Annotated in this window: 10 protein-coding genes and 1 tRNA gene; 3 read left to right on the top strand and 8 right to left on the bottom strand. The window is 57.9% G+C overall.

Going from position 1 to position 15,133, the window contains the following annotated elements:
* Positions 1 to 26 precede the first annotated feature (26 nt).
* The 6 genes from folP to VL197_07435 form a co-directional block, all read right to left on the bottom strand.
* Positions 27 to 1,202: a dihydropteroate synthase gene (gene folP / locus VL197_07460; GenBank protein ID HUJ17815.1), complete on the bottom strand. Its 1,176-nt coding sequence runs from the start codon at positions 1,200 to 1,202 to the stop codon at positions 27 to 29.
* A gap of 9 nt (positions 1,203 to 1,211) precedes the next feature.
* Positions 1,212 to 3,008 (bottom strand): ATP-dependent zinc metalloprotease FtsH, encoded by a 1,797-nt coding sequence (gene ftsH / locus VL197_07455; protein HUJ17814.1) that lies wholly within the window; start codon positions 3,006 to 3,008, stop codon positions 1,212 to 1,214.
* A gap of 150 nt (positions 3,009 to 3,158) precedes the next feature.
* Entirely contained in the window at positions 3,159 to 3,704 is a 546-nt protein-coding gene (gene hpt / locus VL197_07450) for a hypoxanthine phosphoribosyltransferase (protein ID HUJ17813.1), read from the bottom strand.
* A gap of 60 nt (positions 3,705 to 3,764) precedes the next feature.
* Entirely contained in the window at positions 3,765 to 5,165 is a 1,401-nt protein-coding gene (gene tilS, locus VL197_07445; protein ID HUJ17812.1) for a tRNA lysidine(34) synthetase TilS, read from the bottom strand.
* A 111-nt stretch (positions 5,166 to 5,276) separates the two neighbouring features.
* Positions 5,277 to 5,352 (bottom strand) — tRNA-Met (locus VL197_07440).
* A gap of 123 nt (positions 5,353 to 5,475) precedes the next feature.
* Positions 5,476 to 6,093, bottom strand: a complete 618-nt coding sequence (locus tag VL197_07435) for a TraR/DksA family transcriptional regulator (GenBank protein ID HUJ17811.1) — start codon at positions 6,091 to 6,093, stop codon at positions 5,476 to 5,478.
* Positions 6,094 to 6,318: 225 nt separating this feature from the next.
* Here VL197_07435 and VL197_07430 point away from each other — a divergent pair, with 225 nt between their 5' ends.
* The 3 genes from VL197_07430 (at position 6,319) to VL197_07420 (ending at position 10,650) form a co-directional block, all read left to right on the top strand.
* Positions 6,319 to 9,315 (top strand): ChaN family lipoprotein, encoded by a 2,997-nt coding sequence (locus VL197_07430; GenBank protein ID HUJ17810.1) that lies wholly within the window; start codon positions 6,319 to 6,321, stop codon positions 9,313 to 9,315.
* Positions 9,316 to 9,395: 80 nt separating this feature from the next.
* The gene (locus VL197_07425) at positions 9,396 to 9,638 is read left to right on the top strand and encodes a hypothetical protein (protein ID HUJ17809.1); all 243 of its coding nucleotides are present in this window, start codon (positions 9,396 to 9,398) and stop codon (positions 9,636 to 9,638) included.
* Between the two features lie 190 nt (positions 9,639 to 9,828).
* Positions 9,829 to 10,650, top strand: a complete 822-nt coding sequence (locus tag VL197_07420) for a DUF3786 domain-containing protein (GenBank protein ID HUJ17808.1) — start codon at positions 9,829 to 9,831, stop codon at positions 10,648 to 10,650.
* A gap of 148 nt (positions 10,651 to 10,798) precedes the next feature.
* Here the strand turns inward: VL197_07420 and VL197_07415 are convergent, their stop codons facing one another.
* A complete protein-coding gene (locus tag VL197_07415) occupies positions 10,799 to 14,518 on the bottom strand; it encodes a PAS domain-containing protein (protein HUJ17807.1) in 3,720 nt (1,239 codons plus the stop codon).
* A 408-nt stretch (positions 14,519 to 14,926) separates the two neighbouring features.
* On the bottom strand, positions 14,927 to 15,133 hold a 207-nt coding region (locus VL197_07410; GenBank protein ID HUJ17806.1), incomplete at its 5' end, for a hypothetical protein.

Below are 15,133 nucleotides of genomic sequence, written 5' to 3'. Positions count from 1 at the left end.
ACCGGACGTCTATCCGTGGCGCCTGGTCATTGGTTCCCGCGATTGGATGACGAAAATCCTGTGGTTGTCCTCATTATCGCATCGGTCATGCGCGCGACCTGGACCGTCTCGGCAACGTCATGGACCCGCAGGACAGAGGCGCCCCGCTCGATTCCCAGCGCGATCGTCGCCATCGATCCCAGCACGCGGTGATCCGGCCCGGGAATGCCGAGTACCGTGCCGATGAACTTCTTCCGCGACGTGCCGAGCACGATCGGCCTGCCCAGCGTCCGGAACTCCTCGAGCCTGCCCAGGATCGTAAGGTTGTGCTCGAGCGTTTTCCCGAACCCGATCCCCGGATCGATCAGCACCTTTTCGCGGCTGACGCCTGCCCGTTCGGCGAGCTCGATCCCCTCCGCGAGAAAAGAAGATATCTCGCCGATGACGTCGGCATAGACCGGTTTCTGCTGCATGTCGCGCGGCGTGCCCTTGATGTGCATGATCACGACGGCTGCGCCCGCGTCGGCTGCGATCATGGCCATGTCCGGCGAGAACCGGAGCCCGCTGATATCGTTCACGATCGAGGCGCCTGCATCGAGCGCCTTTCTGGCGACGGAGGACTTGTACGTGTCGACCGAAAGGGGAATGGAAAGCTCCGCCGACAGGCGCTCAATGAGCGGGATGATCCTTCGCAGCTCTTCTTCCTCGGAGAGGGGAAGCGCGCCGGGCCTGGTCGACTCGCCGCCGATGTCGATAATGTCCGCCCCCGCGGTGACCATGTCCCGGGCATGGGCCAGGGCGCGCTCCGGATCGGCATAGCGGCCGCCGTCGGAAAACGAATCGGGGGTGACGTTCAGGATCCCCATGATGTGCGTGCGGCTGCCGAGGTCGAGCACGGTCCCCTTGCAGCTCATTTTATAATCCGAGCGCAGGTAGTTGTCAAGGTGCGACGATATTTTTTCGGCTAGAGCGCGGGCCCGGCCGCCGTACGCAGCGATGATGCGGGAGGCTTCTCTGATCTGGTCGGCGGTGCCGGTCAGGACCGGCACCGTGGCGCCGTCCCGGAATGTCTGTTCCGAAAAAGAAGGCGGAGCGGACTTCTGGTCCGCCCCGCCATCAACGCTGCGCAAGGCATTACGGATTTCGCCTGACTCTTCAGGGGTCAGACCGTGCAGAACCACCGTGATCGCACCATGCCCCGAGATGCGGAAGACAGGCGCCATGCCGGCCTCCTACGCCGTGGCCGGCTGGCCGTTCACGATCGCTTCGATCTCCGGCCCGTCGAGGGTTTCCTTCTCGAGCAGTGCCCTCGTGAGCGTGTCAAGCGTGTCGCGGCGGTCGGTGATCAGCTTCTTCGCCCGTTCATAGTTCTGGACCACGATTCGCTTCACTTCCTCGTCGATCTCGACAGCGGTGTGCTCGCTGTAGTCCCGGTGCTGGGCGATCTCGCGGCCCAGGAAGATCTGCTCTTCCTTCTTGCCGTAGGTGAGCGGACCGAGCTTGTCGCTCATGCCCCACTCGGTCACCATTTTGCGGGCAAGCAGGGTGGCGCGCTCGAGGTCGTTGCCCGCGCCCGTGGTCATGTGCTTGAGAGCGATCTCCTCGGCAGCCCTGCCGCCGAGCAGGATCGCTATGTTGTTCAGCAGGTGATCCCTGTCATAGGAGTACCGGTCGGCGGTGGGCAGCTGGAGCGTGACGCCCAGCGCCATGCCGCGCGGGATGATAGAGACCTTGTGGACCGGGTCCGTGCCGGGGATGAGCTTCGCCACCATGGTATGGCCCGCCTCATGGTATGCGGTGTTCTTTTTTTCCTCGTCGCTGATCAGCATGCTCTTGCGTTCGAGGCCCATCAGGATCTTGTCCTTGGCGCGGTCAAAGTCGTCGTTCTCAACCTGGGTCTTGCCGGCCCTGCCCGCGAGCAGCGCCGCTTCGTTCACGAGGTTCGCCAGCTCGGCGCCGGAGAGGCCCGGCGTCCCGCGGGCAATGGATTCGATATCCACATGGGGCGCCAGCTTGATCTTCTGGGTGTGCACCTTGAGCACGCCGACGCGGCCGTTCAGATCGGGCCGGGGAATCACGACCTGGCGGTCGAACCTGCCGGGCCGGAGGAGCGCCGGGTCGAGCACGTCGGGGCGGTTCGTAGCCGCCACAAGGATCACGCCCTCGTTGCTCTCGAAACCGTCCATCTCGACGAGGAGCTGGTTCAGGGTCTGCTCGCGCTCGTCATGGCCGCCGCCCAGGCCGGCACCGCGATGCCTGCCCACGGCATCGATCTCGTCGATGAAAATGATGCAGGGGGCATTCTTCTTGCCCTGTTCGAAGAGGTCGCGCACGCGCGAGGCGCCAACGCCGACAAACATTTCGACGAAGTCCGATCCGCTGATGGACAGGAACGGCACGCCCGCCTCGCCGGCAATGGCCCGTGCAAGCAGGGTCTTGCCCGTTCCGGGAGGCCCGACGAGCAGCACGCCCTTGGGGATCTTGCCGCCCAGCTTCTGGAACTTCTGCGGGTCCTTGAGGATCTCGATGATCTCCTGCACCTCGACCTTGGCCTCGTCCATGCCGGCCACTTCACTGAAGGTCACCTTCTTGGAGCTTTCGTTCAAAAGCTTGGCCTTGCTCTTGCCGAAGGACATGGCCTTGTTCCCGCCCATCTGCATGTTCCGCATGATGAACAGGAACCAGAGCGCCATCAGAATGAGCGGCGCCCAGACCACGAGGAAGTTGTACCACGCCGACTCCTTGACGGGCTCGACGTTGATCTTTACGCCCTTGGCGCGCAGGTCCTTGACGAGATCGGGATATTCGGGCAGGTTCGTTCTGAAGGACTTCGCCGTCTTCAGGTTTCCGGACATCTCGTTACCCTTGATCGTGACGTCGTTCACGTCGCCATTCGCGATCTTATCCATGACGGAACTGAACGGCAGCTGCTCCGATGCCGTGTTCACGGGATTGAAGAGATTGAAGATCAGCACGGATACCACGACGAACAGCAGTATCAGCGCCAGATTTTTGTAGAATGAGTTCACCGATCAAAACCTCCTGAAAAAAGCGGCAGGCCCCGGGGCCTGCGAAATATTGAATTCTAACATATTGACCGGCCGGAAACAACAGTTTAATCCCGTTCTGGATGGACTTTCCTTACGGGAAGTCCCCTTCCCACGCCTGTCAGGGGTAGCTTATGAGGACTGCCGCTCCTCGAGCGGCAGCACGGCAATGTAGGGCAGGTTGCGGTAGCGTTCCTTGTAGTCGAGGCCATAGCCGACCACGTATTTGTTCGGGATGCGGAAACCGGCATAGTCCGCCTCGATCGGCACCTGACGCCGGTCGGGCTTGTCCAGCAGCACGCAGACCTTGAGGGATTCGGGATTCCGGGCAACAAGCATCTTCTTCAGGTAGTCCACGGTCAGGCCGGAGTCGATGATGTCCTCTACGAGCAGGATATGCTTGCCGCTGATGTCCTGCTTCATGTCGGCCAGGATCTGAACGGGGTGCCCCTCCCTGTCCTTCGAGGAAGCACTGGTGACATGCATGAAATCCATGCAGACCGATATCCTGAGCGAACGGAGCAGGTCGGACATGAAGAAAAGGGCTCCCTTTAGCACGCCGACGACCAGCAGATCCCTGTCTGCATAATCGGTCGATATTCTCGCTCCCAATTCGTGGATCTTCCTTTGTATCTCCTCGCTCGTAAACAGCGGCTTCCCAAAATCGATGCCTACCATGGCATGGCCTCCGTAATATCCGTAAAGGGTAAGGCGGGATCTTGAGACGTTCCCGTTGCCTCACTCCCCATGTCTCGCGCCTGACGGTCTGATCAGCACCGTCAGCACCGTCCGCGTTGCTTCCGTTACCAGGAACCGCTCATCGGTCCTGAGGCCAACCACCCACAGGATATCCTCTCCCGAGCAGAGCAAGGGTACCCTGTCCCGCTTTCGGCGCGGCACTTTCGCGTCCACGAAATAGTCCTGGAGCTTTTTGCTCCTGCCGGCCATTCCCGAGGGGCTGAACCGGTCGCCGGAGTGCCTGCTCCTGAGCGTCAAAAGCGGCCCTATCTTATCATAATCGAACTGCGCCTGCCATATATAATTTGAAAGCTCCGGCTCGGTCCGGCGGCCCTCCGCGATCAGGGTCTTGACCTCGAGTCCGAGCTCCGGGACCATCGTGGCGCCGGGGTGCGACAGGGTTCGGGAAAAGCCCGGGCGAGCCGCCGGCGAGCTGAAGACGAACCGGTCGTATTCCCGGGTGACTGAAAGCCCGGGGGACAGCATGATCGATTTCCCCGTCTGCGTGCTCAGCATGAACGACAGCGCATCGTCGATCTGGCCGAGCGACAGGAATGAGGCGCCCCTGTCCGTCATGTCCGCGATCTTCCTGAGCAACCTGCGGCGGAAAGCGGGCGGGAGCGTGTCGAAGGCATCGCGTTTGATCGAGACCGTCTCGTCATCCTCCCGGTGAGCGGCCTCCGTGACCGATCCCAGGTAGGCGTCAACGGCCTCATCCTCGTCCCGGAGCAGGGCAGCTTCGGCCGCGAGCGTTTCAACGATACGGGGATTGAACTGCCGGAGGACAGGGATGACATCCATCCTCACCCTGTTCCGCGTGTATACCGGTTTCGCGTTCGATGGGTCGGTCCTGAAGCCGAGGCTGTTCTCCCTCAGGTAGTCCAGTACCTGGTCCCGGGTGATCTCGATGAGCGGTCTGATGATCATCCCGCGCCTCGGCGGGATGGAGGACAGACCCGAGACGCCTGCGCCGCGCAGGAGCCGCAGCAGAAAGGTCTCGGCCTGGTCATCCGCGGTATGGCCCGTCGCGATGCGGCTGGCGCCGGTATCGTGCGCCACCTGCTCCAGAAATCCGTACCGGACCTTGCGCGCGCCCTCCTGGGCCGACAGTCCCCGTTCCCGGCAGAAGGCCGGCACGTCGAACCGCTCGCTCGTCGACGGGATGCCGAGCTTTTTCGAGAGATCGGCGACGAACTGCGCCTCTTCCGCCGATTCCTCGCCCCGGAACATATGGTCAAGATGGGCCACGTGGAGGGAGAGGCCGAGGTTCTTCGCCATGGTGTGCAGGATGGCAAGAAGACAGACCGAGTCCGGCCCGCCCGATACCGCGACAACCACCCGGTCTCCGGGGTCCAGAAGGCCGTACTTCCTGATGGTATCTTGAACGTTCAGAAGGAGCATGAGCGAGAGAAAGAATTACGCAGCTAAAACACCATGGCAACAGGAACACGCTTTGGATATCTTCCAGTGTTCAGGGGACAACGACCGCGGAAAAAGAGAGTGGGGGAAAAATGGTGGCGGTGCAGGGACTCGAACCCCGGACACAGGGATTATGATTCCCCTGCTCTACCAGCTGAGCTACACCGCCCCGGAAAATCAGAGGCATACGATACTGGATTACGGACTTTTTGTCAAGAAAAACCTGATTCTCTGACACGACAGGGACAGGTGAGAAGCATGTCCTTTCGGGACCGCCTGACCTCCCAGAGATTTATTCCTTGAACCTCGTCTCTTCCTTCTGGATCCGCTCGATCTCCTCTTTCTTCGTCTTGCAGGAGATGCAGTACCGGGCGAGCGGGTTCACTTCAAGCCGCTTGATGTCGATCTCTTCGCCGCACTCTTCGCACAGGCCGAAGGTGTTGTTCTGGAGCTTACGGAAGGCGTCTGCGATGTCCTTGTACTGCTCGTACCGCATCTCGATGAGGGAATAATCAATGCCCTGGTCCATGTCCTGCGATGACATGTCCGCACTGTCCATTGCCGCGTCGATCCGCTGCCCTGTCTCCCGCGTCAGTTTGCGGCCCATCTGGGCTTCGAGGCCCGCTACCACCTCGTTCCGCTTCTTGAGCAGGATCTTCTTCAGCACTTCGTTCCGCTTCTGCGTTGCCGGGGTGATGCGTGCGGGACGGGACGGGACGGCTTGTGCAGCCGTGGTTTTCTTTTTTTTCACGGGCTTCGCTGCAGCTTTCTTCGGTCTGGCCGTGCTGCGCTTTTTCGGCGCTGCTTTTTTGACGGCTTTTTTAGCGGCTTTCTTGACCGCCTTTTTGGCCGCTTTCTTGGGCTTCGGTTTTGCGGCGGTTTTCTTTTTTGCACCTTTTTTTACAGCCATCTATTTGGAAACCTCCCCCGGAGTCGTTGTAAACTAGATGGCCATTATAATTGCGAAGCCTTCCAAATACAAGCTAAATATCATGAAAACACGGATGACGATGGTCCGGAACCCGGGATTTCCGCGGGACCGCCATGAGCCATCATCGCGCCGGAGATAATAACTTATGGATAAATATGATTTTTTTTGCTATGATAGCTCTACGGTCTTCTTCACGAGGCACCTATGCCGAAACTGATTCGCAGTCTCTTTCTTATTCTCATCCTGCTCTCCCCGTTTCCGGCTCGCAGCAACGAAATAACGCTGCCGGAATACAGCCTCACCGTCTCCATCGACCTTCCCGCTTCTCGCCTGACAGGCGTTGCCACCATCGCGCTCGCTCCCGACATGCCGGTTACGATCACCACGTCGGACCTCATCATCAAGAACGTGAGCCTCAACGGTGTTGCCATGGATCGTGCGGTCACGAACAACAGGATCGCGATCAGCACCGCTCCCAAGGAAGGCGGACGACTGACGATCGAATATGAAGGAGTGTTCAAGGGCGGGACAAGTTCCGGATCGGGATCCCCGCCGATCAAGGAGAGGGTCATCGATGCCAATGGGATATTCCTGACCGGCGCCTGGTATCCGAAGATCGAAGGGCCCGCGCGATACCGGCTCAGGGTGAATCTGCCGGCGGGGTACGAGGCCGTGTCCGAGGCGGACGCGATCGAGAAGAACATCCGCGATGGCCAGTGGGAATTCCACTTCCAATTCGACCATCCCCTCGACGGGCTGAGCCTTGTGGCCGGCCGCTACGCGCTGCTCAGCAACGAGATGAACGGCGTCGAGATCGTTACGTACTATCTTCCCGAAGACCGGGGCCATGCAGCCATACGTCTCGCGGAGGCCAGGGACTACCTCGAGCAGTACGAGAAGCTCCTTTCCCGGTTTCCGTACCGGAGGATATCTCTCGTCGAGAGCGTGCGATCCTTGTCCGTCGCGCAACCGACCATCGCCCTGATCGACCGGGGCGACTTCCGCCTTTCCCGTGCGGAGGCCCCCCTGCGCGATCAGATCCTGAGCGAATGGTTCGGCAGTGCGGTCTTCGTCGATCCTGAACAGGGTAACTGGGCCGCCGGACTCGTCGCCTATCTGGGAGAACATCTGAGCGAGGAGCAGGCAGGCAGGGGCCGGGATTTCCGAAAACAACTGCTCCTCGACTATGCCTCCCGGGTGAACGCCAAGAATGAGACGTCGCTCCGGGGTCTCCGGGACGGCACGGACGGCGCTGCCCGCGCCATTGGCCGCGGTAAAGGAGCTCTCGTCTTTCACATGCTCAGGCGGTCGCTGGGCGACACAATGTTCTTTGACGGGCTTCGGGAACTGATCACGGAAAAGCGGTTCCAGCGCGCCTCATGGGACGATGTGCGGCTTGCCTTCGAGCGCCGCGCAGGCTCTGACCTTGCCCCCTTCTTCAAGCAATGGGTGGACAAAGAAGGGCTTGCCGAGCTGGTCCCGGACAAGCCCGCGGTCCAGCGCTCCGGTGACATCTTCGAGGTCACTTTCACGCTGGACCAACATAATCTGTCCATTCCCGTCGAGGTTCCGGCCGTCATGACGCTGGCGAACGGCGCTGTTACGACGGAGCGCCTGAACATCGGCTCCGGGAAGACAGACATCACCCTCCAGCCTCCCGAGGAGCCGCGGAACCTCGTTATCGACCCGGATTATGACCTTGCACGGGAACTGACCGAGGAGGAGTCGCCCCCCCTGATCGAAACATTCCTTGGGGACGACAGCCGCCTGGTCGTGCTCCCCGTTGCCGGCCGGGAGTCCTACCAGAGAGTGATTGATCGACTGAAGGAACAGGGGGCCCTAGTAAAGGAGGCGGCAGACCTCACCGATGCTTCGCTCAAGTCCTCCTCGCTTGTAGTCCTCGGCAGGGACAACCCCATTATCGACCGTCTGTTCGGAGGGATGATGAGCGGTACCGGCGCAGCCTTCGATCTGATTGCAAGGAAAAATCCCTGGAATCCGCGCAAGGCTGTCCTGCTGATGCATGCGCGCACCGACAGGGACGCGGCTGCGGGGTTTGCTCAGATGCTGCAGTCCGGCAGGTACAGCCGCGTGACCGTCGACCGGGCGGGCGGCCTTTCCCGGAAGACCGACGAGTCGCAAAGGGGTATGCTCATGGAGCTCAGAGAAAGAACGATGGCAATCGACCTTTCCTCGGTCAAGACGCTGACCGAAGCCGTCACCGCGGCGGCCGGGAACAGGATCATCTACCTCGGCGAGTATCATGACAAGTTCGCGCACCATGCCGTGCAGCTCCAGGTGATCAGTGCCCTCCACGAGAAGGGGCTGAGCCTCGCCATCGGCATGGAAATGTTCCAGCGGCCCTTCCAGAAGGTGCTTGATGACTACATTGGCGGCACGATCGACGAACGCGCGTTCCTGAAGCAATCGGAGTACTTCAAGCGCTGGGTCTTCGACTACAACCTGTACAAACCCATCCTCGATTTCGCGCGGGAGCACCGGATACCCGTGGTCGCGCTCAACCAGCGGAAGGAGATCACGGACAAGGTCTCGAAATCCGGCCTCGATTCCCTGACCAGTGAGGAGCGGAGCGAGGTGCCGCGGCAGATGGATTTCTCGGACGCCGGGTACCGGGACCGGTTGAAGTCGGCCTTCGACCAGCACCCGGGTGCTGCCGAATTGAGCTTCGACTACTTCTTCGAGGCCCAGGTGCTCTGGGACGAGACCATGGCGGAGTCCATTGACGAGTTCCTGCGGAAGAACCCCGAACGCCGCATGGTCGTGATCGCCGGCAGCGGCCATCTCTCCTACGGGTCCGGCATCCCGAAGCGAGCGTTCCGCAGGAACAGCCTCCCCTACTTCATCGCGCTGAACGACAGCGAGGTCGAACCGGACGTCGCGAACTACCTGCTCCTGCCGCAGCCGCTCGAGGGAGTCGCGCCGCCGAAGCTCATGGCGGTGCTCAAGGTCGAGAACAGCGCGGTCAGCATCATCGAACTGCCCGAGGGCAGCGTGTCGAAGAAAGCCGGCATGACCGTCGGGGACAGGATCCTGTCGCTCGACAACGAACAGGTTGAGAGCGTGGAGGACATCAGGCTCGTGCTCTTCTTCAAGAAGAAAGGCGAGACCGTGAGCGTGAAGGTGATCAGGAAGCGCTTTTTCCTGGGTGACCGGGAGATGCAGTTCGACGTAAAATTGTGACGCGCAGCCAAGTCAGAATCGGCGTTGCGATTATGATCTGCATCATAGACGGCGCGTGATTGTTGAGGTAGAATTAAATCATGTTCAAGGAAGGATGCCCAGGAAGTACTGAAATACGGTCGCCCAAGCCGGAAGATATCCGGTGCCAGAAGTGCGGCGAGAAGGTCGAGATCTGGAGCGACGAGCCGGACACGGCATGCAAGAAGTGCGGCCACGTGAATGCCCGGCCCATCGGCACGTCCTGCATCGAGTGGTGCGCCTTTGCGAAAGAGTGCGTGGGCGCCGACAAGCTCGAGCGGCTCAAAAACGCAGTCAAAAAATAAGTGCCCCGAATTCCTTCAGGGAAGGCTTCTGCCGATGAAGGGGAGAAGACCTTTCCATGTCCGGCCGTCCAAAACGATTCGACCCCCTTCCCCGGCCGAAGCTATCACTCCGCTCCCGTTTTAAAACCTTCTTGCAATGCACCGGGACAAGGTGTATTTTTCATTGGATTTCCCGTTGAATGAGACGCTTATGTCCAGGCTCAGAACACCCCTCGAGGTCTATAAGCTGCTGCCCAGATCGAACTGCGGAGAATGCCCGCCACGAACCTGCATGGCTTTTGCTGCGGCGGTCATCAAACAGGAAGCGCAGCTCTCCGGCTGCCCCCGTCTGGACAAAAAAATCATCAGCGAGTATAGCGGGAAAATAGACCGGCAGGTGAACCTGGAGAGCGTCCAGCAGGAACAACTGAAAAAATTACAGAAGAAGATCAGAACTATCGAGCTGCCCTCGCGGGTGGAGTGCCTGTGCGGCAGGGTGAATGATTCTTCCCTCGTCATTTCCTGCCTCGGCAGGGACTTCGAGGTCGACGCTCAGGGAACGGTCAGGTCCCAGTGCCATACGCACGCATGGTTCTCCCTGCCCTTGCTCGATTACGTCGTAAACTGCACGGGCGCGGAAGTCACCGGGAACTGGGTCCCCTTGCGCGAGCTTCCGAGCGGTCAGACCTGGAGCCGTCTCTTTGAGCAGCGATGCGAGAAGCCGCTGAAGCAGATCGCCGACAGGCATGCGGCCCTTTTCGAGGACCTGATCAGCATGTTCAGCGCCGTCTCATCGTTCAATGATTTCAACGCCGATATCTCCGTTGTCCTGTATCCCCTCCCCCGGGTGCCGATCCTGATCTGCTACTGGAAACCGGAAGAGGATATGGAGTCCAAGCTCCATGTATTCTTCGACGAGAGCGCCGAAAAGAACCTTCCCATTGATTCGCTCTTCACGCTCGGGACCGGCATCGCCATGATGCTCCAGAAGATCATGCTCAAGCACAGCGGTGCGGGTAGCCTGCTGCCGTAATAACCCCGCCATTCGCATGGCCAACAGCGAGTAAATCCCGCGATCGCACCTCATTGCCATGCTGCCAGCACAAATGCTGACTACAGCAGATAACACCTACAAGGTTGCTCTGTCGATATGATGACGAGGGCAAAGAATTCCGGTTGTATCAGGCAAGCAATGAATTCAATATTCTCTGCAGATCTCCTACCCGGTAGGGTTTCTTGAGGAAGGCCTGGAATCCCAACTCACGGTAATTCGACAGAGCCGCGTCATCCGAGTAACCGCTCGACACTATTGCCTTCACCATTGGATCGATCTGGAGGAGCTTTTGTATCGTTTCTAATCCCCCCATGCCACCCCGAACGGTCAGATCGAGGATGACGATGTCAAAGGGAGTTCCTGCGGTCATTGCATTCTGATATTTTTCGAGCGCCTCCTGGCCCTTTTCTACGACCTCTGCAGTATGTCCTAGCTCAACGAGTAACTCGATGCTCAGATTCCTAATGACTTCTTCATCATCCATGACCAATACTCTGGCGGCGCGCCGCGGTGCCATGACTGCCGCCGGCTGAAGGGGCTCTCCGTGCTCCTGAGTGTCTGACGCGGGAAGGTAGATATAAAAAGTGCTCCCTTTGCCTACCTTGGAGTTCACGTTGATCAGGCCGCCATGGTTCCTGATAATCGAATAGGAGGTCGCGAGTCCCAGACCGCTGCCCTTTTCCTTTGTCGTAAAATAGGGGTCGAAGATCTTCGCACAATGCTCTTCCAGAATGCCGATGCCGTTGTCCTTGATCACGATTGCCACGTATCGGCCCTTCGGGAGGTCGAGGCTAGGTGTCTTGCCGATGACCTTAACATTCTTCACCATGATCGTAACCAGTCCGCCCTCCGGCATGGCCTGGTCGGCGTTTAAAACAATGTTCTGGATCACCTGTGTGATCTGGCCCTCGTCGGCCTCCACTTGCCAGAGAGCGTCTTCAGCAACGACTCGGTAATCGGAACGTGATCCGCTCAGGGCGAACTTTGCGGCATTCTCTATCAACGGTCGAACATTCGTCGGTTTAATCACCGGCTTGCCGCCCTTCGCGAAGGTCAAAAGCTGCGAAGTCAGATTCACGGACTGGTGCAGGGCTTTTTCCGCCTGTTCCAGCATGACAAGCGATTTCTCTTTCTGGTCGTAGGTCAGTTTCGCCATGGATATGTAGCCAAAAACACCCTGCAAGAGATTGTTGAAGTCATGGGCAATGCCGCCTGCGAGGGTGCCGATGGACTCGAGCTTCTGGGTTTTGAGACGCTCCAGCTCAAGGAGATGTTGATCCGTGATGTCCCATACGATACCATTGACTCTTAAGGGCTGCCCCTTGTCGTCGTGGATCAGCCTGCCGCGGGCTGACATAAAATGAACGCTTCCATCAGGCCAGACAACGCGATATGACCCCGGCTCATAAAGTGTATCCTGCTCAATGGCCCTCGTTATTGCGGCCTTTATCTTTTCGCGATCTTCAGGATGTACGACCCGAAAGAATTCCTCCGGTGTCCCGGTGAACGTGGCCGGATCTATCCCAAACAGCTGGCAGGTCAGGTCGTCGAAATAGCGCCTGTTCTCCTTGAGCTCAAAGCGCCATACACCCATATGTGCAGACCGCAGTGCAAGGTCTAACCGTGCCTGGTTCTCCTGCAGCACAGCTTCCGCCTGTTTGCGCTCGGTGATGTCAGTATGTGTTCCGATCATGCGGAGGGGATTACCATCCGTATCACGCTCCATGATTTTGCCGAGAGACAGGATCCATTTCCAGTTTCCATCTTTTGTCTTCTGTCTGAACTCGACCTTATATTCCGGTAATTCACCCTTAACATAAGCTCGGTATACAGCAGCAACGGACTCCCTGTCATCAGGATGCAGTCTCTCTATCCATTTTGCATTGGTCTCATGAAATTCAACGGGGTCATAGCCAAGCATAAGGGCATATTCCGAGGTTACAATAGCTTCGCCTGTTCTTAAGTCCAAATCATAAATCCCCTGCTCCGCCGCTTGCAACGCCAGGCTCAAGCGCTCTTCGGATATCCGCAATGCCCTTTCCGCCAGCTTGAGCTCGGTGATGTCACGGGTTATATTGACGATGTGCTGAATGTTATTGATCTCGATGATCGCCGCAGACATTATTCCGTCAATGACTCGCCCGTCCTTTGTACGGAAGCGTGCCTCCAGGTTCTTAACCTCTCCCAGCTTCCTCAGCCCTTCCAGTAATTTCTGACGATCATTCGGATCGGCCCAAATGTTTAGCTCAAGCGAGGTTTTACCGATAACCTCGGCCGCAGTGTAGCCGGACATCCTGGTGAAACCGTCATTCACTGAGACGTACATTCCGTCCTGGAGTCGATTAAAGTTAATCGAATCAGGGCTGGTCAAGAATGCCTTCCGAAATTTTTCCTCGCTTATCCGTAGCTCGTTCTCCATCTGCCTGCGTTCGGTGATGTTCTGGGCTGTGCCGCGAAGACCATATATGTTTCCATTCGTGTCGCGCTTGGCTTCGCCCCGTGCGACGATCCATCGTGTGGTAGGAGTCGGGTGGGCCAGTTCAAGGTCGACCTCATAGGGCTCGCCGGTTTCCATGGCCCGCTTTACCACAGCGTCGAGCCGTCCGGCGCTCTCCGGGGTATAGGCCTTGAGATGCTCCTCGTAGTTCGGCGTCGGATTCTGCGGATCGAGGCCGTAGATACGGTAATACTCGTCCGACCACCAGATGGTGTTCTTGACCGCGTCCCAGTCCCAACTGCCGATATGCGCCAGACGCTGCGATTTATTCAATTCCGATTCTTGATTACGCAGCGCATCCTCCGACTGCTTGCGCTCGGTAATGTCATGGGCTACATAGACCGTCCCTACCGGAACGTTACGATGGTCCGTCACCTGGGACGCGGATACGATGACGTCGGATTGTTTCCCGTACCTGCCGGGCCAGACCATCTCCCTGTCGAGGGAACGCTCCCCTGCCTGGACAGCGCTCATTTCTGCAGGAATCGGAAGAATGGACGTCAGGTCCCTGCCGAGAATCTCCGATTTTTGATATCCGAGCATTTCCAACGCTACGCGATTGGCCACCTGGATCCTATCCTCCAGGTCCGTGACGATGACGGCCCCTTGCATGGTCTCCAGAATCTCACCCGCAGCCGTTTCGGGCGTTATGTCCACGAGCTGGTACCGAATGACAACGTAGGTACAGACAACAATAAAAAAGAAAATGGGAATGTATCCAAAGGGATAGACCGGAACGCCGAGCGCGGGCAGAAAATCGACAGCCCCCAGGTAACCGCCGCTGAAGGCAAAGAACAAGCCTTTGTTCCTTTTCCTGTTCCTCTCATTGGTACTGCCCCGATACTGACGCCAGTAGAGAAATAGTATGTAGGCCATGATACCGAAGAAAAAAATAAGAAAAGCAAAACCGAGCAGTCCGTAGTGGGGGTAGTTGCCCCAGGAGAAGCGTTCGGTAGTGCGGATAAACTGATCAGAGAGGAAAATGCCGAGGCAAAAGAGAAATGACAGGCCGATACTGGCCGCAATGAAAAGGCTGTACCGATGGTACAAGTCGAAGAGCACCAGCGTTAACAGAAGGGCACTGCTGGGGATAAAGACAACACCCAGGTGTGATATCCTGATCCAGAAAAGTGACACGCTGGCGTCTGTGCTCGAATAATTAAAACCGAAGGATACCAGGAATAGACCGACGCTCAGGCACAGGAAGAGGAACGAAGCGCCGACGCCGGACCCGCGCTCCCGGAAGAGAACAAAGAATCCGAGGCAGGCGATTGCGATACCGGCGACCAGCACGGGGATCGCATAGCCGTTCAGCACGTAGTTGATTGGATCTGCCAGTTGAAGGATCACGATTATCCCGCCCCGTTGCAGAACGTTGTGGAGAAAATAATTATTGCTTTCCCAGCCCTTATTGTCTGAACGGAACCATCAGGCTCATATACGACAACCCTTTGTTAGTGGATTTCGCAAGAAAGATGCCCGCAGGTTGTAAGGATAAACATCATTCCAGACAATTCCGAAAAATGATAATATCTATAATGATTATAAACTGATTTAGGGAGATGTCAACTGACTCTGAATTGACATTTTATAGGATGAAGCTAACATGTACCGAGTGTAAATTTAATGGCTGCTAAGAATGGAACCTTCAAAACTTCAGGAAGGATTATGCCCAGTCTGGCGCTGGACCTGCAATGCAGTTCCAGACACGAATGCGCTCCGAGGAAGCAGCAGCGGCCAACTTACCGTCCGCAGTGATTAGCACCGCAGCCGAGTTCGGACCGAGAGCAGAGTATCGACCGCGAAGAATAGTAACTGACTGGAGTGAGTCTGATAGTCGAGAGCGTGTTTTTTCGCCATCTGCTCCACTGAAGCATGGACAGATGGATTCATGAGGCCGGTGTCATCAATCTCAATACGCCCGCCCCAAGCAGCAATGACAAGACGCCGCATTGCCGCAAAGTA

The sequence above is a fragment of the Nitrospirota bacterium genome, from assembly GCA_035516965.1.
Lineage (GTDB): Bacteria > Nitrospirota > UBA9217 > UBA9217 > UBA9217 > MHEA01.
Note: the sequence above shows the minus strand (reverse complement) of the source record. Positions and strands in the feature narration are given on the sequence as shown.

Coding starts and splice junctions, on each gene's coding strand:
- VL197_07435 (HUJ17811.1), bottom strand. CDS start 6,093: ATGGCTGTAAAAAAAGGTGCAAAAAAGAAAACCGCCGCAAAACCGAAG.
- hpt (HUJ17813.1), bottom strand. CDS start 3,704: ATGGTAGGCATCGATTTTGGGAAGCCGCTGTTTACGAGCGAGGAGATA.
- VL197_07430 (HUJ17810.1), top strand. CDS start 6,319: ATGCCGAAACTGATTCGCAGTCTCTTTCTTATTCTCATCCTGCTCTCC.
- folP (HUJ17815.1), bottom strand. CDS start 1,202: ATGGCGCCTGTCTTCCGCATCTCGGGGCATGGTGCGATCACGGTGGTT.
- VL197_07425 (HUJ17809.1), top strand. CDS start 9,396: ATGTTCAAGGAAGGATGCCCAGGAAGTACTGAAATACGGTCGCCCAAG.
- tilS (HUJ17812.1), bottom strand. CDS start 5,165: ATGCTCCTTCTGAACGTTCAAGATACCATCAGGAAGTACGGCCTTCTG.
- VL197_07420 (HUJ17808.1), top strand. CDS start 9,829: ATGTCCAGGCTCAGAACACCCCTCGAGGTCTATAAGCTGCTGCCCAGA.